The sequence below is a fragment of the Mesorhizobium sp. M0062 genome (assembly GCF_040323125.1).
In the GTDB taxonomy this organism is placed as follows: Bacteria; Pseudomonadota; Alphaproteobacteria; order Rhizobiales; family Rhizobiaceae; genus Mesorhizobium.
On record NZ_JAMYUO010000020.1, the window covers coordinates 22,933 to 45,107 of the forward strand.

The window sequence follows — 22,175 nt, forward strand, 5'->3', positions numbered from 1 at the left end:
TCACCTGACCCTAGCCGGCAGCGCCGCTGCCCCATGGGCCATGGAAAGCCCCCTGCTCGCCGATGCGCTCGAAACCATGCGCGCCGAAGAAATCGCGCTGCGCCTGGATCAGGTTCGAGGTGCCGCGGCCCTGGCGGTAGCTGTCGAAATAGGCAAGCGCCGACGCCAGCGCCGGCACGGGCGAACCGGCCTCCGACGCTCTTGCGACGATGCGCCGGAGCGACGGATGCGCCTCCTGCATCATGGTGGTGAAAGCCGGCGCCATCAAAAGGTTGGTGGACGCGCCGCCCGAGCCGAAGGCTTCCGCCATGGTGTCGAGCATCTGCGAGCGGATGATACAGCCGGCACGCCAGATCTTGGCGATGGTCGGCATCGGCAAGTTCCAGTTGAACTCCTTCGAGGCGGCGCTCATCACCGCGAAACCTTGTGCATAGGCGGCGATCTTGCCGGCGAGCAGCGCCAGCTCCAGGTCTTTCAGAAGTGCCGCCTTGTCGCCGGAGATCTTGATGACGCCGATATTGCCATAGGCTTTTTCGGCCGCCTGCCGCTCATCCTTGATCGAGGACAGCACGCGGGCCGCCACCGCCGCCTCGATGGCCGTCGCCGGAATGCCGAGCTGCTGCGCCTCGATGACAGACCATTTGCCGGTGCCCTTCTGGCCGGCACGGTCGAGGATGATGTCGACCACCGGCTTGCCGGTCTTTGCATCGTCGGCGGCCAGCACCTTGGCGGTGATCTCGATCAGATACGAATCGAGCCGGCCCTTGTTCCAGTCCTCGAAGACCTTGCCGATCTCCTTCGGCCCCATGCCGAGACCGTCACGCAGGATGCCGTAGATCTCGGCGATCATCTGCATGTCGGCATATTCGATGCCGTTGTGGATGGTTTTCACGAAATGCCCGGCGCCGTCTGTGCCAAGCCAGGCAGCGCACGGTTCATCCTTGAACTTAGCCGAGATCGCGGTCAGCACGCGTTCGACGCGCTTCCAGGAGTCTTCGGTGCCGCCGACCATGATCGACGGTCCATGGCGCGCGCCTTCCTCGCCGCCCGATACGCCCATGCCGATGAAGGTGAGACCCGAGCCCGACAGTTCCGAAAAGCGCCGCATCGTATCGCGGAAATTGGCGTTGCCGGCATCGATGACGATATCGTTGTCAGACAACACGCCGCGCAGCGCTTCGATCTGTTCGTCGACCGGCTTGCCGGCCAGCACCATGATGATGACCGGGCGCGGCGGCTTGATCGCAGCTGCCAGTTCCTCCAGGCTGTAGCAGGGCACCACCATGTCCCTGAGCGAACCGGCGCCTTCGAGGAAGGCATCGGTGCGCGCCTTGGTGCGGTTGAAGACGGCGATGCGGTGCCCGTGCTCGGCAATGTTGAGCGCGAGGTTGGAGCCCATTGTGCCAAGGCCGATCAGGCCGATTTCGGCTTTTTCCATCGTTTCTTCCCTGCTTTCGGATTTTGTTGAGGCCGCGTTTTTCGGGATGCCCATTTTTCGGCGAGATGATTGACGGGCCTTTCGCGCCACGTCAACCGCCTCGCCGAATTGTGTTGCGTCTGCGTTGTGTCAGACCGAGTCAGGAAGGGTCAGTTGGTGACCAGGCGACGCCTTGCCGATCGAACATATGACGTTAGGTTGGACATATGGCAGTCAAACGGATGGACAATGTCGGAATCGTCGTCGATGACCTCGACGAGACGATTGCTTTCTTTTGCGAGCTCGGCCTCGAACTGGAAGGGCGGGCGACGATCGAAGGCGAGTGGGCCGGACGTGTCACCGGGCTCGGCGATCAGCACGTCGAGATTGCCATGATGCGCTCACCGGATGGCTATAGCCGGCTCGAGCTCTCCCGCTTCCTCACGCCGACTGTCGTCGCCGATCACCGCAACGCCCCGGTCAACGCCCTGGGCTACCTGCGCGTCATGTTTACCGTGGACGACATCGACGACACGCTGGAAAGGCTCCGCAAGCGTGGCGCGCAGCTGGCCGGTGAAGTCGTCCGTTACCAGGAGGTGTATCGGCTCTGCTACATCCGCGGGCCGGAAGGGCATCTCATCGGGTTAGCCCAGGAACTCGGCTGAGCGCCCTTCGCAGGCGGGCTGAATATCACTCGGCGCGGATATCGATCGGCGCTTCGATCTTTACCACTTCGAAATCCGAAACCAGAATATCGAGCCGCGCCGTCCAGCGGCCTGGAATCGGAATGACGAGATTATCGACGCGCCAGGTGCCGTCGCCTGGCTTGGTCGCCGGACGCTTGATCGGCTCGATCCCCGAATCGGGCTTGGACAGCACCAGCGTCACTTCCTTGGCGTCGAGCGGGCCGAAATCGCCATCCATGATGACGATGGAGGCGGTGACCTCCCCGGTATGGCCGGGCGTGATGTCGATGTCGGCCATCGCCTTCATAGTGTGGATATGGGTCGACGTCGGTTGTGCCGCGGCGATTGCCAGGGCCCGTGGCGGCGGCGTGAAGCGCCAGCCGGCGGCAACGCCGAAGATCAGGAGCACGATCAGCATTTCGACTGAGATCGAGCGGCTAAGCCGTCGCCGCACTTCCGTCGCTCCGGCCTCGGCCAAGGCGGTGAGCCGCCATCGATTGACCGCCGCCAGCGTGAACAGAAACACCAGCAGCGCCAGCTTGATCAGCAGCAGCCGGCCATAGGCGGTGTTGACCAGTGCCGCCGGTGTCTGCACCTGGATGATGGCGAGCACCACACCGGCGGCGGCAAGCACTACCACCACGGGCATGATCGCGCGCGAAAACCGCCGCAGGAACGCCCCGGCTTCCACCGATTGGCTGCTCAACGCCAGGCCGAGCGGCAGCAATGCTCCAGCCCAGAAAGCGATGCCGGCGCCATGCAGGAACACCATAGGCCGCGTCAGCCATTGCGGTTCGGCTGCACTGGCATGGCCGCTGGCGGCAAGGGCTGCACCCACACCGGCCAGCCCGGCGAGCGCCAACGGCCTGGCGCCAGCACGCGATCCGACCAACGACAGCAGGCCAAGCCCGAGCGCCGCCAGCGAAATCAGCACCGTCCAGCCGAAGCTGGTGCCAAGCGCCGTCCGCCAGACCACCGGTTGCGCCAGCCGGGCGAGTGGCGCGCCCAGCGCGTCCAGCCCCTGGAACCCGAGCGACAGGGGTGCTGCGACCAGCCCGCACAGGATGGCGGCAATGACGAAGCGCTGGCCTGAGCGCTGGCCTTGCGCCAGCCATGTCAGCGCGAAGGCGCCGCCAATGCCGAGGAAAAGCCCGATGTAGAGAAGAACCTTGCCGGTCCAGATCGCTGACCGCAAATCTATATCGACAGCTTCCCCCACCGCCGGCGCCGCACTTGGCGCGCCAACGGAAAACAGCACCGAGCCGCCGACCGGATGGCCATCGGCGGAAATCACCCGCCAGCTCAAGACATGGGTGCCCGGCCCGAGCTTTTGTGGATTGTCGATCTCAACCGTTTGGTCGCTCAACCGAAACGAGGTCAAAGCGACAGGCGTACCGTCGGGCCGCACCAAGGTCAGCACCAGCGGCGACACAGGCTCGCTGAAGGTCAGCGAAAATTGCGTCGGCGCTCGCTCCAGAACCGCGCCGTCGGCAGGCTCGGCCTTGATCAGCGCCGCATGGGCAAAGGCCTGGTTTGGCGTGGCAAGGACGGCAAGCAGCAGGATCGCGGCCAGCAGGCCGAAGCACCTGCCGGCTGTCCGTTCTATCCGCTGAAAACAGGCCACGTTCATGCCATCCACCAAAACAGTGGCGCGCCGCTTCGAGGCAGCGCGCCGCCAATGCATCATTTCTTGGGCAGCAGGTTGAGGCCGGGCGCCGGATCTTCCAGCGCATCCTCATCCTGACCAGCCGCCGGAATCTCTATCCAACGCGTGGTGGCGCCATCGCATTCCTGCACCACCGGAAAATAGAGTTTTTGCCCGGCCGGCAGATCGGCGGCCAACGTGCCGCGGAAGACGAACTCGTCATAAAATTCATCCGGCAGGCTGCCGCCGCTCCAGTCGACTTCCTTGACGCCCGAGGTCACCGCCTCGCCATAGAGCTGGTAGGATTTCTCGTACTTGCCTTTCTTGACCTGCAGCGTCCAGCCGGGCTTGGGCATCGGCTTCACTCCGATCACCCCTTCCGGGATCTGCACGCGCACGGCAATCGTCGCCTTGCCGTCGCAGCCATGCGGCACCCGCAGCACGGCCTTGTAGGTCGAACCGACCGGCGCTTCCTGGGTTTCGAGCGTGATATGGCCGAAGGCAGCGCTTGTCCCCAGGACGAGGAATGCAGCGGCCGGCAAATGATGCTTGTTCATGATGGGTCCCTCTCGAAAAAATTGATTGGCAATAATTGGTCAGTCGTTGTCTTCCAGGGGTGGCGCGCTGCCTATGGCTTGCACGGCAAACTCGACGGTCACGGTTCCGGCCCTCTCGAAAGTCAGCGTAGCGGCAAACATCTGGCCTTCTTTAGGGGGCTGCTTCAGATCCATGAACATCACGTGATAGGCGCCGGGACCCAGCGTGACCTTGCCGCCCGCCGGGATATCCAGGCCAGCACTGACCGGGCGCATGGTCATGACGCCATCCTTCACCCCCATTTCATGCAGTTCGGCCTTGCCCGAAATGTCGGAGGAAATCGATAGCAGCCGGTCTGGCGCGCTGCCCTTGTTGACGATGGTGAAATAGCCGCCGGCAACCTTGGCGCCGGCCGGCGTGGCGCGCGACCAGGGATGCTCGATCTCGATGTCACCGGCCTTGAATTCATGCGCAAGGACGGAATGGGAGCCGACGAACAACAGTGCAAAGGCGAACAGGGCGCTGCCGAGACGCTGCTCGATAGTGCTGAATAAACGGGTGCTGCGGTGCAACGCGCCGGCACGAAGAAAACGGAACATGGGTAGGCTCCATGAATATAAGGTCGCGCCGTTGTCGGGCTGCGAACGTGTTTGTCATTGGATGATTATCGCCTGCGCAGGTTACGCAAAGCGAGCGGCGGTTTTCAGCCCGCAAGCGGCGGCGCGCGCGGATTGGCCGGAGAGCGCTCGCGCGTGACGTCGGGATGCCTGACTGCCGGCGGGGCAAAAGCGACTGTTTCCAAGTACTGGCTGACCGGCGCCAGGCCGACGCCTGCCGGCGGCGCATAGGCGACGGAGGCCATGCTGCAGCCGAGCATGCAGCACGCCGGCATATGCTGCTGGTGCGGATCGCCGCCGGGAAGCTTGACCGCTCCCTCATGGCTGCAGATGACATTGCCGAAAGCGTCGAGTTGCGAGGCATCCGGCGCAATGCCGAAGGCAAACACGCCGAGCGTCGACTGGAGCAGCAGCACACAGGCCGCGACAAAGGCGGCCGTCATGCTCCATCTCTTACGCCGGAAGTCCAAAGACCTGCCTCTTCACGCAGCAACGCGTGGATATCTAGCACGCGGCATGTCGGCGGAAAATCGCCAAATCATCGCTGCGGCAACGCGGCGCGTTCGATCCATGTCGCACAAAAGTGCGCAGCGGTTTGGGATAACGCATGAGGCAGAGATCTTGTGCGCATAACGTCCCTTCGGACGTCGCGCTCAGGAAGCCGGGCGGCCGCCGATTTCCGGGATCGACGTCAACAGCGTGTGGCGTGCCGACTTCAGATGCTTGCGGCAGGCGGCGTCGACCTTGCCGAGATCGCGCGATTTCAGCGCCGCGATGTAGGCGAGATGCTCGCCAACCGCGACTTCGTTGCGTTCGCGCTCCTGCGCCTTGTTCCACTGGTAGTGGTAGTGAAAGATCATGGCGATGACGTCGTAGAAATCGACGATGAAGCGGTTGTGCGACGCCCGGTGGATCAGCCGGTGGAAGCGCTCGTCTAGCTCCGAGAATTCGTTGAAGCGGATGGCGATTTCGCTGGCCAGAAGCCGGTGCTCGTCTTCCAGCCGGTCGAGATCCGCCCAGACCGGACTATCCCCAGGCAAGGCGGCAAAGGCCGCCGCCGAGCGTATCTCGAACATTTCGCGGATTTCAGTGAGTTCGAGCGCAAAGGCACGGGTAAATCCTTTCAGCACCCAGTGGCTGTTGCGCCGCTTCTCGATCAGGCCGAAGCGGGAGAAGCGGATCAGGAACTCGCGCACGCTGGTGGTGCCGACGCCGATCTCGCGCGCCAGTTCGAGCTCGTTGATCTGCATGCCGGCCTCGGCGCCGCCGGCCAGCAACCTGCGCATAAACGACCGCTCGATGATCTGGGCCAGTGTGTCTGTCTCCTCCTCGGGGAAGAAATCATCCGGCTTCGGCGCCCTGAGCACTGTCTTGCTGCGTTTGTTCCACGCGATCAGCCCGGTCTCTTCCATGCGCGCCAGAATGGTGCGCACGGTGGTACGGCTGACGCCAAGCAAAGTGCCCAGCTCCGGCTCCGACGGCAGGCTCTGCGTCTCATCGAGCAGCCGCAGACCCCTGTTGTAAGCGTCCTTGTAGACGTTGTTGCTCTTCGACATCCCTGCCCCGTTGCGCGCCGGCGCTTGCTGTGGCTGGCTTGAAGCGCGATATCACATATGTCCTGGCGCTGACCCGGCAAAGCAAAACGCTCTGCGTGTCAGACGCCGCTCCCCACAAGCCAAGCGTCCATCGGACGCATGGTCTCCTCCTGAAAAAACAATTGACGCACAAATGTTTTTTCACGATAAAAGACATTATATGTAAACAGACGCGTGTCAATCCGCGCATCCCCAGGAACAGACCCAGGAAACTGCCCGTGAACGCCTCGAACAGCATTCTTCTGTCCCCCGCCGACAATGTCGCGGTCGCCAATGGCCGCATCGAGATCGGCACCCCTCTGCCCGGCGGCGCCGTCGCCACGGCCTTGATCGAGCCCGGCCACAAGGTGGCGATCAAGCCTATCGCCGTCGGCGAGGCGGTGGTCAAGTATGCCCAGGCCATCGGCCGCGCCACCCAGGACATCGCGCCCGGCGACCACGTCCATTCGCACAATCTGGTCTTCGAGTCCGGCCGTCTGCCGGTCGTGCCGCCGAGCGAAGCGGAGCATGCCACCGAAGCCGACCGCGCCCGGACATTCATGGGCTATCGTCGCGCCGATGGCCGTGCCGGCACGCGCAACTTCATCGGCATCATCGCCAGCGTCAATTGCTCGGCCACCGTCTGCCACGCCATTGCCGACGAGGCCAACCGCGTGCTGTTGCCGAAATATCCGGGGATCGACGGCTTCGTCCCGATCGTCCATGGCCAGGGCTGCGGCATGAGCGGCACCGGCGACGGCATGATGGTACTGCACCGCACGCTCGCCGGTTACACCCGCCACCCGAATTTCGGCGGCGCGCTGATGGTCGGCCTCGGCTGCGAGGTCAACCAGCTCACCCTTTACGGCCAGAAGGGTGCGGCGGCGGGAAAACGCCATTTCAATATCCAGGACGCCGGCGGTTCGCGCAAATCGGTCGCAAAGGCGATGGGCGTGCTCGCCGAAATCGCCGAGGAAGTCGGCCAGTATCAGCGCGAGCCGATCCCGGTCTCGGAGATCGTCGTCGGCCTGCAATGCGGCGGTTCCGACGGCATGTCGGGCATCACTGCCAATCCGGCGCTGGGAGCGGCGGTCGACATCCTGGCCGGCGTCGGCGGCATCGGCATCCTGTCGGAGACGACGGAGATCTATGGCGCCGAACATCTGCTCGCCTATCGCGCGGCAACGCCGGAGATCGCCAAGAAACTCGACGGTTTCGTCAAATGGTGGGAAGACCATGTCGCCAAGCACGGCGCCTCGATCGACAACAACCCCTCGCCCGGCAACAAGCGCGGCGGCCTGACCACCATCCTGGAAAAGTCGCTGGGCGCCGTGGCCAAAGGCGGCCAGACTCCGCTCAACGGCGTCTTCGGTTATGCCGAAAAGGTCACCGGCAGTGGCCTAGTGTTCATGGACACGCCCGGTTACGACCCGGTCTCGGCGACCGGTCAGGTGGCGGGCGGCGCCAACATCATCGTCTTCACCACCGGCCGCGGCTCCTGCTTCGGCTGCCGGCCCACGCCGTCGATCAAGGTCGCCACCAACTCGACCATGTACCACCAGATGGAAGAGGACATGGACGTCAATTGCGGCGTCATCGCTTCGGGTGAGAAGACCATCGCCGGCATGGGCCGGGAACTCTTCGAACTCATCGTCGAGACGGCATCGGGCCGCAAGACCAAGAGCGAGGCGTTCGGCTACGGCGACAACGAGTTCGTGCCGTGGCACCTCGGCGCGACGCTCTAACCACCGACGAAAAAAGCGGGCTGCAACGACTGCCCACAAGGGGAGGCTTTGGATGGACAAACGCCGCATCGGCACGACTGCGCTCGAGGTCACTGAGATAAGCTTCGGCGGAGCGGCGATCGGCGGGCTCTACCGGGCCTGTCCGCGCGAAGCGGCGATGGAGACGCTGCAGACAGCCTGGGATGCCGGCCTGCGCTATTTCGACACCGCGCCCTTCTATGGCTTCGGCCTGTCGGAGCGGCGGACCGGCGATTTCCTGCGCTACAAGCCGAGGGATTCCTATGTGCTGTCGACCAAGGTCGGCCGCCTGTTCCGCCCGGTGCCGGAAGACCAGGTTCCCGATCATTCCTATGTCGACCCGCTGCCTTTCGCGCTCGACTACGACTACTCGTATGACGGCATCATGCGCTCGGTCGAGTTCTCCTATGCCCGGCTCGGGCTGAACCGGATAGACATCCTGTTTGTGCACGACATCGGCACCTACACACATGGCGTCGAGAAGACGAAGCTGCACTTTCGCCAGCTGATGGACGGCGGCTTGAAGGCGCTGGACGAGCTTAAAACGTCGGGTGTAATTTCCGCCTATGGGCTCGGCGTCAACGAGGTGCAGATCTGCCTCGACGTGCTGCGCGAAGCACCGCTCGACTGCATCCTGCTGGCCAGCCGCTATTCGCTGCTCGACCGCTCGGCTGAAGCCGAGTTGCTGCCGCTGTGTCGTGAGCGACAGACTTCGCTGATCATCGGCGGCGTCTTCAACTCCGGCATCCTGGCGACCGGACCGGTGCACGGTGCGCATTTCGACTATCTGCCGGCGACGCAGGACATACTCGAGCGTGTAGGCGCGATGGAGAAAATCGCTGATGAGGGCGGATATCCGCTGGCGGCGGCTGCATTGCAGTTTCCGCTGCAGGAGCCTGTCGTGGCCAGCGTGCTGACCGGAACGGCCAAGCCCGCCAACCTGACGCGCAACCTCGACCTGTTCGACATCCAGGTGCCGCAAGCGGAATTCGCCCGCTACGCTCCCTACACCATCGTGCAGGAGCTCGGCTGACGAAACGCCACGATCACGGTTCTCAAGAAGGAATGAATATTCCATATTGACTCGACGGTGGAATTAATATTCCATGATGATCAAGGAGGATCGGGAGCGTCTGGACGTGGCACTGAGGATCGGCAGGGAGGTTTCCCCGCCAAGCCATGCGCAGGCCGATATGAAACACCGCTTGCGTCGGCCGGACCGATGCACTATCAAAAGCGGCAACTGTTTTTTATTGATAAAGTTCTGTTTGGGCCGCGCCTATCCAAATGGAGCTTCCGTAACCTTCACCGGGCGATCTAGGGAGGATTCCTAATGAAATTCGTGACCAGCATTCTCAACCGCCGCTCACTGATGGCACTAGCTGCCGCCTCGATGCTTGCCGGCACGCTGCACACGGCGCCGGCTTCGGCGGCGGAAGTGACCATTCCGATCATCGTCAAGGACACCACGTCCTTCTACTGGCAGATCGTCCTGGCCGGCGCCCGCAAGGCCGGCAAGGATCTCGGCGTCAACGTACCCGAACTCGGCGCCCAGGCTGAAACCGACGTCAACGGCCAGGTCTCGATCCTCGAGAATGCCGTCGCCGGCAACCCGGCCGCGATCGTCATCGCGCCGACCGAATTCAAGGCGCTCGGCAAGCCGATCGATGAAGCGGCCAGCAAGGTCAAGGTCATCGGCATCGACTCCGGCGCCGACTCCAAGGCGTTCACCTCGTTCCTGACCACCGACAATGTGCAGGGCGGACGCGTCGCCGCTGACGGTCTTGCAGCAGCCATCGGCGAAGCCAATGGCGGCAAGATCGAGGGCGACGTCGCCCTGATCACCAACGCGCCGGGCGCCGGTTCGCTGGAGCAGCGTAAGCAGGGCTTCACCGAGCAGCTGGCCGCGAAATATCCGGGGCTCAAGCTCGTCGCCGACAAATATGCCGACGGGCAGGCAACGACCGGTCTCAACATCGCCACCGACCTGATCACCGCCAACCCGAACCTCAAGGGCATCTTCGCGTCCAACCTGATCATGGCGCAGGGCGTCGGTCAGGCTGTCGCCGAGAATAACCTTGGCGGCAAGCTGGCGCTGGTCGGCTTTGACAGCGACGAGAAGCTGATCAAGTTCCTCAATGACGGCGTCATTTCCGCGCTCGTCGTCCAGGATCCGTACCGGATGGGCTATGACGGCATCAAGACCGCGCTCGCCGCCTCGAAGGGCGAGAAGGTCGAGGCCAATGTCGACACCGGCGCCAACCTGGTGACCAAGGCAAACATGAAAGACCCCAAGATCGACGCCCTGCTCAACCCGAAGCTCTGAGCCCGTCAACCAAAAATCCTTTCCGGGGCCTCGCGCCCCGGAAACACCGGATACAAGCTTGAATATCCACAGGCTTGAATCACCTCGACGATGCGGCTTGACTGCATCGCGACGTGCCAATCGTAAGGCCAATCTGGGAGGATTGTCATGACGCCCACGGCGCAGGAACTGCACCCGGCCCCAACGCTAGCGCCCGGCAGGACGATCCTCGAACTGCACGGGCTGGAAAAACGCTATCCCGGCACGCATGCGCTGAAGCCCGTTCACCTTGCCTTCAAGGCAGGTGAGATCCACGCCATCGTCGGCGAGAACGGCGCCGGCAAATCCACCTTGATCAAGCTTCTGACCGGCGTCATGCCGCGCACCTCCGGCGATGTCATCTGGGAGGGCAAGCCGGCAGCGCTGGCAACCCCACACGAGGCGATGGCGCTGGGCATCAACGCCGTGCATCAGGAGGTCGTGCTCTGCCGCCATCTCACCGTCGCCGCCAACATGTTCCTCGGCGAGGAGAATTCGCGCTTCGGCATCCTGCAGCAGCGCGCCATGGTGAAGGAAGCGCAGAAGATCATCGACGGTCTCGGCTTCGATCTGCCGGCGCATGTCATGCTGGGTGACCTCACCATCGGCCAGCAGCAGCTGATCGCCGCCGCCCGCGCCACCGTGCGCGGCACCAAGTTCCTGATTTTCGACGAGCCGACCGCCTATCTCACCCGCAAGGAAGCCGACCAGCTGTTCACGCTGATCCGCAGGCTCAAGGGCGAAGGCGTCACCATCATCTACATCAGCCATCGCATGGAAGAGGTGTTCGAACTCGCCGATCGCGTCTCGGTGCTGCGCGACGGCACGCTGGTCGGCACCCGCAACATTGCCGAGACCAATGACGCCGAGCTGGTCAAGATGATGATCAATCGCTCGATCGAGCAAGTCTACCACAAGGAGCATTTCACCCCCGGTGCCGTGATCGTTGAAGCGAAAAACCTGTCGGGCAAGGGCTTCGAAGACGTCTCGATGACAGTGCGTGCCGGCGAGATCGTCGGGCTCTATGGCCTGATCGGCGCCGGCCGCAGCGAGTTTGTCACCACGCTTTATGGCCGCCACAAGAAGTCGGCCGGCCAGATCCGCTGGCAAGGCAAACCGGTGCTGATCAATTCCGAGCACGACGCGATCAAGCTCGGCATGGCGCTGGCGCCGGAAAGCCGCCGCGACCAGGGCCTGTGCCTGAACCTGCCGGTCGGCCTCAACCTCAACCTGCCGATCTACAAGCGCATCTCCAACAACCTGCTGATTTCGAACACGAAGGAAAAGGCTGAAGCCGATCGCCAGATCGCCGGCCTCCGCATCAAAACGCAAACACGCGGCGCCCTGGCCTCCAGCCTGTCCGGCGGCAACCAGCAGAAGATCGTCATCGGCAAATGGCTGGCGCACGGCGCTAAGCTGTTCATCTTCGACGAGCCTACGGTCGGCGTCGATGTCGGTACCAAGGCCGAGATCTACCGCCTGTTCGGGGAACTGTTGTCCAAGGGCGCCGGCATCATCCTGATCTCGTCCTATCTGCCCGAGGTTTATGAGCTCGCCGATACGCTGCACGTGTTCCGGCGCGGCAAACTGGTCGCCAGCCATGGCTTTCGCGCCGCCAGCCACGAAGACGTGCTGACGCAGGCGATCGGCTGACAAAACAAGAAACGGGAGGAACCATGAGCATCGAAACCGTCGCGATCGAAAAACCGAAACGGAACTACAACGTCCTGTTCGGGCTGACGCTTCTGGCGTTGCTGGTTCTGCTCTGGATCGTGCTGTCGGTGGCGACGCCGAGCTTCGCCTCCTCCAACAACATCGCCAATCTTTTGCGGCAGGGCTCGATGATCGCCATCATGGCGGTCGGCCAGACCTTCGTCATCATCACCGGCGGCATTGACCTCTCGGTCGGCGCCGTGGTCGGCTTCGCCACCGTCATTGTCGCCATGATGATTAATGCCGGCTTCCCGATCTGGGTCGCCATTCTGGTGACGCTGCTGGTCGGTGTTGCCATCGGCCTGTTCCATGGCTTCGGCATCGTCAAGATGGGCCTGCCGCCCTTCATCATCACGCTGGCGACGCTGACCTCGTTGCGCGGCATCGGCCTGTTGATGACCAACGGCAACTCGATCAACATCAACAGCGACAGCTTCACCGCGTTCTCGCGCAGTTCCTTTGTCGGCATCCCCAATCTGTTCTGGATGGTGATCCTGGTCGGTATCCCGGCCTACATCTTCCTGCACCACAGCCGCTGGGGCCGCTATCTCTTCTCTGTGGGATCCAATGCCGAGGCCTCGCGCCTCTCGGGCGTCAATGTCCAGCGCACCATCTACATGGCCTACACGCTGTCGGGCCTATGCGCGGCCTTCGTCGGCGTGCTGCTGGCGGCGCGCATCGGCATCGGCAACCCGACCCAGGCCGAAGGTTGGGAGTTGCAGGCGATCGCCTCATCGGTGATCGGCGGCACCTCGCTGTTCGGCGCCGTCGGCTCGGTGCATGGCCCACTGCTCGGCGCCTTCATCCTGGCCACCATCAACAACGGCGCCAATCTGCTCAACGTCAACTCGTTCTGGCAGCGCATCATCACCGGCGCGCTGATCATAATCATCGTCTATTTCGACGGGCTGCGCCGTCGCGGCAAGTAATTCTCCCTGACCTTCTGCGCCGGCCTGCTTAACAACGGACCGGCGCCTTTTTTGAGAAACACTGGAATTGCCGAATGAAAGCTGTTGTCTGCCGCTCGCCCGGCGAGCTTGTCCTGGAAGACCGGCCGGCGCCAGGAGCGCCGCCTGCCGGCTGGGCGCTGGTCGCCGTCAGCCATGTCGGCATCTGCGGCACCGACTACCACATCTTCGAAGGCAAGCACCCGTTCCTTGCCTATCCCCGCATCATGGGCCATGAAGTGTCGGGCACCGTCGTCGAGACCGGCGAAGATGTCGACCTTGCCGTGGGCGAGCCCGTCATCATCAATCCCTATCTCGCTTGCGGAAAATGCATCGCCTGCCGGCACGGCAAGCCGAATTGCTGCGTCAGGATCGAAGTGCTTGGCGTCCATCGCGACGGCGCCATGGCCGAGCAGATCCTGGTGCCGGCGCAGAATCTTTATCCGGCAAACGGCTTGTCGCTGGCCGATGCGGCGGCGGTGGAATTCCTCGCCATCGGCGCGCATGGCGTGCGGCGCGCTCGCGCCGAACCAGGCGCCCGCACGCTGGTCATCGGCGCCGGGCCGATCGGCCTTGGCGCAGCGCTGTTTGCGCGCATCGCCGGGCTCGATGTCAGCCTGCTCGACATGAGCACGGAGCGGCTGGATTTTGCAAAAGGCGAACTCGGCTTCGCCACGCTCGACGGCTCACAAAAAGCGGCAGCCGAACTGGTGCGCGAGGCAACCGGCGGCGAAGGGTTCGACATCGTCTTCGACGCCACCGGCAACACCGCCTCGGTGCAGTCGGCCTTCGCCCATGTCGCGCATGGCGGCACGCTCGTGCTGGTCAGCGTCGTCAAGGATGACATCGTCTTTTCCGACCCGGAATTCCACAAGCGCGAAATGACATTGATCGGCAGCCGCAACGCGCTGAAAGTCGATTTCGACCACGTCGCCGCCTCGATCCGCAACGGCGCCGTGCCGCTGGCGAAACTTGTCACCCACCGCACGACACTGGCCGGAACGCCGCGCGATCTCGCAAGATGGGCGCATGAGAAATCCGGGCTGATCAAGGCGGTGATCGAGGTGGGTTCTTAACATGGCAGGCGGTGAACCCGGCCGGAATTGACCATGCCCTGCGCAGGTCGACCCCCACACCGTCCACCATAGCGCGACACCTCTCCCCCCATCGACGGGGGAGAGGAAAGGCGCGAGCTTGGCAAGGCGGGCTCCCTTCCTCTCCCTCCGGAGGGGGGAGAGGTGGCTCGGCGAAGCCGAGTCGGAGTGGGGGAAGGCGGTCCTCAAACGTCAAGCCGCTGACAAGTGAGCGCGACCGAGTTGGTCTGATATCGCATGAGTCTCGACGCTCCCTACAGCGCCGACAGCTTCAGCTCCACCCGCTCCGCCGGAAACCGCGTTTCGGCAAACTGGATCGGCTGGCCGTCCGGTGTGACGTTGACGGCGACCGCGACCAGCACGATGGCGCCGGGCTGCAAATCGAGATCGGCAAGGTCGGCGGCATCGGCGTGACGCGCCGACAGAACCGTCGATTGCCGGAGATAATCGTCGATGCCGAAACGCCGGAGCGAGGCGGTTATCGAACCGGTCTCCGCCATCACGGCATCGATGCCGGCGAAGCGCTTTGCTTCGTACCAGCTGGCGGCGCGGGACACCGGCCGTCCATCGGCTTCGCCGCGCGTCTCCAGCCGGATCACCTCGGTGCCCCTGGCAAGGCCGAGGCCGTCGGCGACGCGCTGGCTGGCCGATTCAACTACGGACGTGAGCAGCACGATATGCCGTTCCGAAGTCTGTCCCTGCAGGCCCGTCGAAAAACGCGTGCGCGCGCCGATCGGATAGGACAGCCGCTTGCGCGACAACACGAAAGTGCCGCGTCCCTGCTCGGCCCGCAGCACACCGTCCTGTACCAGGGCCGATATGGCGCTGCGCACCGTGTGGCGGTTGACGCCGTAGCGTTCGGCCAGCGCCATCTCCGGCGGCAGCGCGGCATTCTCGGCGAAATCGCCGGACGCAATCGAATGCAGGATCTGGTCGGCGATCTGCCGCCAGAGCGAGACGCCACTGCGGCGTTCGATGCTGCTCGCGCTCTTTTGAGCCACCATTTCCCCCCCGCTCCAGCCCCTGTCATCCACCCGTCATGGACACGGGTTAGATAATAGGTATAATTTGTATAGTTGTCTACATCACTAGGCAAATTTTACATGGTCAGGGAGTAACCCAATGCGAGGACAGGAAGCGCGGGAACAGGCCGAGCGCAAAGACGTCATGGCAACGCTGGCGCAGGCTAACGGCGACGACATCGCCCGGCTCTGGAACGAGGCCGGCCTGACCTCCGAGGCCGAGCTTCTGCGTGGCCCGGAAACCGGTCTGGTCACCGTGCGTGGTCGCATCGGCGGCGGCGGCGCGCCCTTCAATGTCGGTGAAGTGACCGTCACCCGCGCCACCGTCCGGCTCTCTTCCGGACAGGTCGGCCACAGCTACATGCTCGGCCGCGACAGGCAGAAGGCGAAGCTTGCGGCAATCGCCGATGCACTTTGGCAGGATCCCGCCCATCGGCAGACGGTCGAGAGTGCGCTGGTCGCACCGCTGCGCGCCGCCCAAAGCGAGGCGCGCGAAAAGCGCCGCTCCGAGACGGCGGCAACGAAAGTGGATTTCTTCACCATGGTGCGCGGAGAAGACTAATGGACATCGCAGCCCAATGGATCGACGGCGGCTTCGCCGATCCGGTGTTCAACGCCCAGGCGGTCTTCCGCGCGGTCATGGATGCCATGGCGCGGCCGGGCAGCGAGCGGCCTCTGCCTGCCTTCGCCCGCCCCCCTTCGCCGCTGTCCGCAACCGCCGGCGCCATTGCACTTTCGCTCTGCGACAACGACACACCGCTCTGGCTCGATCCTGCTTTGCAGGCATCGGCAGCGATCAAGTCCTGGCTCGGCTTCCACGCCGGCGCGCCACTCGCCAACACACCTGCCGATGCGCATTTCGCGTTGGTCGCCACGCCGGCCGAGATGGCCGCCCTCGACGGTTTTTCGCAAGGCACGCAGGATTATCCCGACCGTTCGACGACACTGATCCTGCAGGTCAGCGATCTCACCTCCGGCGCGCCGCTATTGCTCGAAGGCCCAGGCATCGAAAAGACGGCGACCATCGCGCCGGCGCAGATGCCGCGCCATTTCGTCGAACAGTGGAAGCAGAACAGCCAGCGCTTTCCGCGCGGCGTCGACATCATCCTGGCGGCGCCCGACGGTATCGCCTGCCTGCCGCGCACGACGCGCATCAAGACGATGGAGGCATAAATGTATGTCTCGGTAAAAGGCGGCGAAGTCGCAATCGCCAATGCCCACAGCCTGCTTGCGGACCGCCGTCGCGGCGACCGTTCGGTGCCGGCGCTGCGCCTCGACCAGATCGTCGAACAGCTGGCGCTCGGCGTCGACCGGGTGATGAGCGAAGGATCGCTCTACGACCGGGAACTGGCGGCGCTCGCCATAGTCCAGGCGCGCGGCGACATGATCGAGGCGATCTTCCTGGTGCGCGCCTACCGCACCACACTGCCGCGCTTCGGCTACACCAACGCCATCGACACCGGCGCCATGCTGGTCGAGCGGCGCGTGTCGGCGACCTACAAGGATTTGCCCGGCGGCCAGCTGCTTGGGCCTACCTTCGACTACACCCACCGCCTGCTCGACCCGGAACTCGCCGCCGGCGCCGATGTCGCCGAACCGCTCCAGCGCGAGACGGAAACGCAGGCCATGCCGCGCGTTTCGACGATCCTCGCCCGCGAAGGGCTGATTGAGCCGGATGGCGACATGCCGCAGGACCATGTCCCCGGCGACATCACCCGCGAGCCGCTTGAGTTTCCGATGGCGCGCGACATCCGCCTGCAGGCGCTGTCACGCGGCGATGAAGGGTTTCTGCTGGCGCTCGGCTATTCCACCCAGCGCGGCTATGCCCGCAACCACCCCTTTGTCGGCGAGGTGCGTATCGGCGAGGTCGAGCTGGAACTCGACGTGCCGGAACTGCCCTTCGCCGTGCTGCTCGGCAAGGTCCGCGTCACCGAATGCCAGATGGTCAACCAGTTCAAGGGCTCGGCCAAGGCGCCGCCGCAATTCACCCGCGGCTACGGACTGGTCTTCGGCCAAAGCGAGCGCAAGGCGATGGCCATGGCGCTGTGCGACCGCGCGCTGCGCGCACCGGAACTCGGCGAAGATGTCGTCGCCGCCGCGCAGGACGAGGAGTTCGTCATCTCGCACTCCGACAATGTTCAGGCGACCGGCTTCGTGGAGCATTTGAAGCTGCCGCACTATGTCGACTTCCAGGCCGAGCTCGATTTGGTGCGCCGCATGCGCGCCGAATACGAAGCTCGAGAGAACCCTGCAAAGGTGGAAGAGAAGCGGGAGGCGGCCGAATGAGCCTAATCGCCCCCGCCATTGCCGCCACCCCCGTTGCCGCCATCCCCGTTGCCGCCGTCATGGGAATGGCTGCTATGCCCGCCGACGTAGCTGCCGTTTCCGCCTGTGACATGCGCGCCATCTCTGGAAGCAGGCAGAAACAGCGCCGAGGTACAAAACCGACCACGCAGACAAACGCCAGAAGCAGAATTGCAATCTGGATCCAACCGGTCTGAGTCATTCGACTTCGCCTTCATTTCCGTTTTCTGGGCGTCAATGCAATAGCAGGGAGTGGATTTGATCGCCATGACCGACATCGCCACCTACAACTTCGCCTATCTCGACGAGCAGACCAAAAGGATGATCCGCCGGGCGATCCTCAAGGGCATCGCCATCCCTGGCTATCAGGTTCCCTTCGCTTCGCGCGAAATGCCGATGCCCTATGGCTGGGGCACTGGCGGCGTGCAGGTCACCGCCTCGATTATCGGGCCGGACGATGTGCTGAAAGTCATCGACCAGGGCGCCGACGACACCACCAATGCCGTCTCGATCCGCGCCTTCTTCAAGAAGGTAGCCAACGTCGCGGTGACGACCGATACCGCCAGCGCCACCATCATCCAGACCCGCCACCGCGTCCCGGAACACCCGCTGAGCGCCGGCCAAGTTCTAGTCTACCAAGTGCCGATACCCGAGCCGTTGCGCTTCCTCGAGCCGCGCGAAACCGAAACGCGCAAAATGCATGCGCTCGAGGAATACGGCCTGATGCATGTGAAGCTCTACGAGGACATTGCCAAACACGGCCGCATCGCCACCACCTATGCCTATCCGGTCAAGGTCGAGGGCCGCTATGTCATGGACCCCTCGCCGACGCCGAAATTCGACAACCCCAAAATGCACCGTTCGCCGGCCCTGCAGCTGTTCGGAGCCGGGCGCGAAAAGCGCATCTATGCCGTGCCGCCCTTCACCGATGTCGTCAGCCTCGACTTCGAGGATCATCCCTTCGAGGTCCAGACCTTCGACCTGCCCTGTGCGCTGTGCGCGGCGGAAAATGTCTATCTCGACGAGGTCATCCTCGACGACCATGGCGACCACATGTTCGTCTGCTCCGACACCGACCATTGCGAGAAGCGGCGCGCCGAAGGACATCGCGGCCACCTTGCGGCTGAAAGCCATGTTACCGCAGGAAAGATGAGGCCAGCAGAATGACCGGCGACCCACTGCTGCGCGTCTCCGAACTGTCCAAATTCTACGGCTCGCGCGTCGGCTGCGAGAATGTCACCTTCGACCTGTGGCCGGGTGAGGTTCTGGCCGTCGTCGGCGAATCCGGCTCCGGCAAGACGACGCTGCTCAACTGCCTGTCGACGCGGCTGCTACCATCTTCTGGCACCGCCAGCTACCGCATGCGCGACGGCCAGTTCCGCGAACTCTACCGTATGAGCGAGGCCGAGTGCCGCTTCCTGATGCGCACCGACTGGGGCTTTGTTCATCAGAACCCCGCCGACGGCTTGCGCATGACGGTGTCTGCCGGCGCCAATGTCGGCGAGCGGCTAATGGCGGTCGGTGACCGCCATTACGGCAAGATCCGCGCCACTGCCGTCGACTGGCTGTCGCGCGTCGAGATCGACGAGGACCGCATCGACGACGAGCCGCGCGCCTTTTCCGGCGGCATGCGCCAGCGCCTGCAAATCGCCCGCAACCTCGTCACCGGACCGAGGCTGGTGTTCATGGACGAGCCGACCGGCGGCCTCGACGTCTCGGTGCAGGCGCGCCTGCTCGATTTGCTGCGCGGGTTGGTCACCGATCTCGGCCTGGCGGCCATCGTCGTCACCCACGATCTCGCCGTCGCCCGGCTTCTGTCGCAGCGTATGATGGTGATGAAAGACGGCCGTGTCGTCGAAAGCGGCCTGACGGATCGCGTGCTCGACGATCCCCGCGCGCCTTACACGCAATTGCTTGTTTCCTCGATTCTACAGGTGTGAAGATGGCGCCAAGGCACCCCCCTCTGGCCTGCCGGCCATCTCCCCCTCAAGGGGGGAGATCAGCAGCTTTTATGTCCCGCCCCTTCTACGATGCAGAAGAATGGCGAAGTCGAACGCGACAGCCAATCTCCCCCCTTGAGGGGGAGATGCCTGGCAAGGCAGAGGGGGGTGTTGGCCCGCGGACGAACAACGATTGGAGAACCTTCTGATGCCGACGCCCCTCGTTGTTTCCGGCGTCGCCAAAAGCTTCACCATGCATCTGCGCGACGGCATCAGATTGCCGGTTGTCGCCGGCGTCTCATTCTCGATCCGGGCCGGTGAATGCGCCGTGCTCGGCGGGCCTTCCGGCGCCGGCAAAAGCTCGATCCTGAAAATGCTCTATGGCAATTATGCCGTCGATGAAGGCCAGATCATCGTTCAGCATGAGGGCGGCCTGATCGATCTCGCCATCGCCAGCCCGCGCACGGTGCTTTCCGTGCGCCGCCAGACGATCGGCTATGTCAGCCAGTTCCTGCGCACCGTGCCGCGCGTCTCCGCGCTCGACGTGGTCGCCGAGCCGCTGGTCGAACGCGGCGAGGACCGCGAGAGCGCGCGGAAAAAAGCACGCACCTTGCTGGGGCAGCTCAATTTGCCGGAAAAGCTCTGGGCGCTGCCGCCGGCGACTTTCTCGGGCGGTGAGCAGCAGCGCGTCAATATCGCGCGCGGCTTCATCACCGAGCATCCGGTCTTGCTGCTCGACGAGCCGACAGCTTCGCTCGATTCGAAAAACCGCGACGTTGTGGTTGCGTTGATCGCCGCCAAGAAGGCCGGCGGTGTCGCCTTGCTCGGCATCTTCCATGACCCGGATGTGCGTGACGCCGTCGCCGATCGCATCATCGACGTGACCTCTTTCGCCGCCGGAAAAATCGCTGCATGAGCAGGAAACTATCGGAAGCGCCGTTGGTCCACGCCACGGCGCAGGTCGAGAACTCGACATTGGGGCGCTGGACAGAGATCGCCGACCGCAGCCGCGTGTCCGAAAGCATCCTCGGCGACTATTCCTACATCATGCAGGACTGCGTCGTCTGGTGCGCGACCATCGGCAAGTTCTCCAACATAGCCGCCGCCGTGCGCATCAACGCCACAAACCACCCGACTTGGCGGCCGACGCTGCATCACTTCACCTATCGCGCCTCCTACTATTGGGACGACGCCGAGCACGAAACAGAATTCTTCGCCCAGCGCCGCGCCAAACGCGTCTCCATCGGCCACGACACCTGGCTCGGCCACGGCTCGACCATCCTGCCCGGCGTCACCGTCGGCGATGGTGCTGCCGTAGGCGCCGGCGCTGTGGTGTCGAAGGATGTCGCGCCCTACACCATCGTTGGCGGGGTGCCAGCCAAGCCGATCCGCGAGCGTTTCGATCGCCGCACGGCCGAACGCTACCAGGCGCTCGCCTGGTGGGACTGGGACCACGCCAGGCTGCGCGCCGCGCTCGACGATTTTCGCGTACTCGAGGCAGACGCGTTCCTCGAGAAATACGGCGCCTGATCGGGTGCGATCACCCCCACTTGCCGCACGGCTGTGGAGCGTAACAAAACTGACATCGTGATGACATGGCAGGTTCATGTCGCTGCGCTAGGCGAGAACCAGACGATCAATTCAGGTCTGGAACTCTTCGATGTTATCGACCCCTGCCACGCTCGAAATCCGCGGCGTCTCGCGCCGATTTGGCAAGAACACCGCTGTCAGCGCCATCGACCTGTCGATCCCGCAGGGCCAGATGGTCGGCATCATCGGTCGTTCCGGCGCCGGCAAATCCACCCTCCTTCGCATGATCAACCGTCTCATCGACCCCAGCCAGGGATCGATTTTTTTTGACGGTGCCGAGGTCTCGCGGCTGCGTGGCTCGCCGCTGCGACGCTGGCAGCGCGACTGCGCCATGATCTTCCAGCAGTTCAACCTGGTGCCGCGCCTCGATGTGCTGACCAATGTGCTGCTCGGCCGTCTCAATCATCGCTCGACCTTTTCCAACCTGCTCGGCATGTTTACCCGCGCCGAATGCGCTGAGGCGATTGCAGCACTCGAGCGCCTCGACATCGCCCGCACCGCACTGCAGCCAGCCGGCACGCTGTCTGGCGGCCAGCAGCAGCGCGTCGCCATTGCCCGCGCCATGATGCAGCAGCCCAAGGTGCTGCTCGCCGATGAGCCGATCGCTTCGCTCGACCCGCTCAACGCCAAGGTGGTGATGGACTCGCTGCAGGACATCAACCTGCGCGAAGGCATCACCGTCGTCACCAATCTGCACACGCTGGACACCGCCCGCACCTATTGCAACCGCATCATCGGCATGGCTGCCGGCAAGATCGTCTTCGACGGTCCGCCGGAAGCGCTCAACCGCGAGGCCGTGCGCCTGGTCTATGGCGCCGACGGCAACGGCGTCGATATCTCCGAGGCCATCACCTCGACCAGCATCGCCTACAAGCAAAAGATCGCCGCATCCGCCAGCCCGCTCGAGCCCGCATTCCCGGGTACTGATCCATGATCCCGAAAAGTGGATACCGGTTTTCGGAAAAGATCATGGACCAAAACT

General features: G+C 63.7%; 23 protein-coding genes. 15 read left to right on the forward strand and 8 right to left on the reverse strand.

Going from position 1 to position 22,175, the window contains the following annotated elements; translation table 11 throughout:
- Window positions 1-10 precede the first annotated feature (10 nt).
- Complete coding sequence (gnd, locus tag NKJ64_RS21610; RefSeq protein WP_023692001.1) at window positions 11-1,438, reverse strand: NADP-dependent phosphogluconate dehydrogenase; 1,428 nt, start codon at window positions 1,436-1,438, stop codon at window positions 11-13.
- Window positions 1,439-1,644: 206 nt separating this feature from the next.
- Here gnd and NKJ64_RS21615 point away from each other — a divergent pair, with 206 nt between their 5' ends.
- Complete coding sequence (locus NKJ64_RS21615) at window positions 1,645-2,082, forward strand: VOC family protein (RefSeq protein ID WP_352463283.1); 438 nt, start codon at window positions 1,645-1,647, stop codon at window positions 2,080-2,082.
- 25 nt (window positions 2,083-2,107) lie between these two features.
- Here the strand turns inward: NKJ64_RS21615 and NKJ64_RS21620 are convergent, their stop codons facing one another.
- The 5 genes from NKJ64_RS21620 to NKJ64_RS21640 form a co-directional block, all read right to left on the reverse strand.
- Window positions 2,108-3,733: a copper resistance CopC/CopD family protein gene (locus tag NKJ64_RS21620; RefSeq protein ID WP_023686611.1), complete on the reverse strand. Its 1,626-nt coding sequence runs from the start codon at window positions 3,731-3,733 to the stop codon at window positions 2,108-2,110.
- Between the two features lie 53 nt (window positions 3,734-3,786).
- Window positions 3,787-4,305, reverse strand: a complete 519-nt coding sequence (locus tag NKJ64_RS21625; RefSeq protein WP_352463284.1) for a YcnI family copper-binding membrane protein — start codon at window positions 4,303-4,305, stop codon at window positions 3,787-3,789.
- A 39-nt stretch (window positions 4,306-4,344) separates the two neighbouring features.
- A complete protein-coding gene (locus tag NKJ64_RS21630) occupies window positions 4,345-4,884 on the reverse strand; it encodes a copper chaperone PCu(A)C (protein ID WP_352463285.1) in 540 nt (179 codons plus the stop codon).
- A gap of 104 nt (window positions 4,885-4,988) precedes the next feature.
- On the reverse strand, window positions 4,989-5,345 hold the full coding sequence (locus NKJ64_RS21635) for a DUF2946 family protein (RefSeq protein ID WP_023728562.1): 357 nt from the start codon (window positions 5,343-5,345) through the stop codon (window positions 4,989-4,991).
- A 210-nt stretch (window positions 5,346-5,555) separates the two neighbouring features.
- Window positions 5,556-6,458 carry a GntR family transcriptional regulator gene (locus NKJ64_RS21640; protein WP_352463286.1) on the reverse strand — a complete coding sequence of 301 codons (903 nt, stop codon included), beginning with the start codon at window positions 6,456-6,458 and terminating at the stop codon, window positions 5,556-5,558.
- A 257-nt stretch (window positions 6,459-6,715) separates the two neighbouring features.
- Between NKJ64_RS21640 and NKJ64_RS21645 the strand changes: the two genes are divergently transcribed.
- From NKJ64_RS21645 to NKJ64_RS21670, 6 genes are all read left to right on the forward strand, one after another.
- A complete protein-coding gene (locus NKJ64_RS21645; protein ID WP_023712307.1) occupies window positions 6,716-8,221 on the forward strand; it encodes a UxaA family hydrolase in 1,506 nt (501 codons plus the stop codon).
- A 52-nt stretch (window positions 8,222-8,273) separates the two neighbouring features.
- On the forward strand, window positions 8,274-9,272 hold the full coding sequence (locus tag NKJ64_RS21650; RefSeq protein ID WP_352443908.1) for an aldo/keto reductase: 999 nt from the start codon (window positions 8,274-8,276) through the stop codon (window positions 9,270-9,272).
- Window positions 9,273-9,572: 300 nt separating this feature from the next.
- Window positions 9,573-10,565, forward strand: coding sequence for an ABC transporter substrate-binding protein (locus tag NKJ64_RS21655; RefSeq protein ID WP_352443909.1), 993 nt, complete (start codon window positions 9,573-9,575; stop codon window positions 10,563-10,565).
- Between the two features lie 147 nt (window positions 10,566-10,712).
- Window positions 10,713-12,236, forward strand: a complete 1,524-nt coding sequence (locus NKJ64_RS21660) for a sugar ABC transporter ATP-binding protein (RefSeq protein ID WP_031197627.1) — start codon at window positions 10,713-10,715, stop codon at window positions 12,234-12,236.
- Between the two features lie 23 nt (window positions 12,237-12,259).
- Window positions 12,260-13,225 (forward strand): ABC transporter permease, encoded by a 966-nt coding sequence (locus NKJ64_RS21665; RefSeq protein WP_023683015.1) that lies wholly within the window; start codon window positions 12,260-12,262, stop codon window positions 13,223-13,225.
- Window positions 13,226-13,299: 74 nt separating this feature from the next.
- On the forward strand, window positions 13,300-14,319 hold the full coding sequence (locus tag NKJ64_RS21670) for a zinc-binding alcohol dehydrogenase family protein (RefSeq protein WP_352463287.1): 1,020 nt from the start codon (window positions 13,300-13,302) through the stop codon (window positions 14,317-14,319).
- A gap of 272 nt (window positions 14,320-14,591) precedes the next feature.
- Here the strand turns inward: NKJ64_RS21670 and phnF are convergent, their stop codons facing one another.
- On the reverse strand, window positions 14,592-15,341 hold the full coding sequence (gene phnF / locus NKJ64_RS21675; RefSeq protein ID WP_352463288.1) for a phosphonate metabolism transcriptional regulator PhnF: 750 nt from the start codon (window positions 15,339-15,341) through the stop codon (window positions 14,592-14,594).
- Window positions 15,342-15,459: 118 nt separating this feature from the next.
- Here phnF and phnG point away from each other — a divergent pair, with 118 nt between their 5' ends.
- From phnG to NKJ64_RS21690, 3 genes are read left to right on the forward strand one after another with little or no spacing between them, the layout of a single operon-like run.
- Entirely contained in the window at window positions 15,460-15,921 is a 462-nt protein-coding gene (gene phnG, locus NKJ64_RS21680) for a phosphonate C-P lyase system protein PhnG (RefSeq protein ID WP_352463289.1), read from the forward strand.
- Entirely contained in the window at window positions 15,921-16,532 is a 612-nt protein-coding gene (gene phnH / locus NKJ64_RS21685; RefSeq protein ID WP_352463290.1) for a phosphonate C-P lyase system protein PhnH, read from the forward strand. The genes phnG and phnH overlap by 1 nt, the downstream gene beginning before the upstream one ends.
- On the forward strand, window positions 16,533-17,645 hold the full coding sequence (locus NKJ64_RS21690; RefSeq protein WP_352463291.1) for a carbon-phosphorus lyase complex subunit: 1,113 nt from the start codon (window positions 16,533-16,535) through the stop codon (window positions 17,643-17,645).
- Window positions 17,646-17,647: 2 nt separating this feature from the next.
- Here NKJ64_RS21690 and NKJ64_RS21695 read toward each other — a convergent pair whose 3' ends face one another.
- Window positions 17,648-17,932, reverse strand: a complete 285-nt coding sequence (locus NKJ64_RS21695) for a hypothetical protein (RefSeq protein WP_352463292.1) — start codon at window positions 17,930-17,932, stop codon at window positions 17,648-17,650.
- On the opposite strand from NKJ64_RS21695, the gene NKJ64_RS21700 reads away from it, so the two are divergent.
- The 5 genes from NKJ64_RS21700 (at window position 17,931) to phnC (ending at window position 22,127) form a co-directional block, all read left to right on the forward strand.
- Window positions 17,931-18,830, forward strand: coding sequence for an alpha-D-ribose 1-methylphosphonate 5-phosphate C-P-lyase PhnJ (locus NKJ64_RS21700; RefSeq protein ID WP_023726432.1), 900 nt, complete (start codon window positions 17,931-17,933; stop codon window positions 18,828-18,830). The two genes, NKJ64_RS21695 and NKJ64_RS21700, sit on opposite strands and share 2 nt — an antisense overlap.
- Entirely contained in the window at window positions 18,827-19,603 is a 777-nt protein-coding gene (gene phnK / locus NKJ64_RS21705; RefSeq protein WP_023669826.1) for a phosphonate C-P lyase system protein PhnK, read from the forward strand. The genes NKJ64_RS21700 and phnK overlap by 4 nt, the downstream gene beginning before the upstream one ends.
- 208 nt (window positions 19,604-19,811) lie before the next feature.
- Entirely contained in the window at window positions 19,812-20,519 is a 708-nt protein-coding gene (gene phnL, locus NKJ64_RS21710) for a phosphonate C-P lyase system protein PhnL (protein WP_023669827.1), read from the forward strand.
- Window positions 20,516-21,133 carry a DapH/DapD/GlmU-related protein gene (locus NKJ64_RS21715; protein WP_352463293.1) on the forward strand — a complete coding sequence of 206 codons (618 nt, stop codon included), beginning with the start codon at window positions 20,516-20,518 and terminating at the stop codon, window positions 21,131-21,133. The genes phnL and NKJ64_RS21715 overlap by 4 nt, the downstream gene beginning before the upstream one ends.
- Before the next feature lie 130 nt (window positions 21,134-21,263).
- On the forward strand, window positions 21,264-22,127 hold the full coding sequence (gene phnC, locus NKJ64_RS21720) for a phosphonate ABC transporter ATP-binding protein (RefSeq protein WP_023826320.1): 864 nt from the start codon (window positions 21,264-21,266) through the stop codon (window positions 22,125-22,127).
- The last annotated feature ends 48 nt before the right edge of the window (window positions 22,128-22,175 follow it).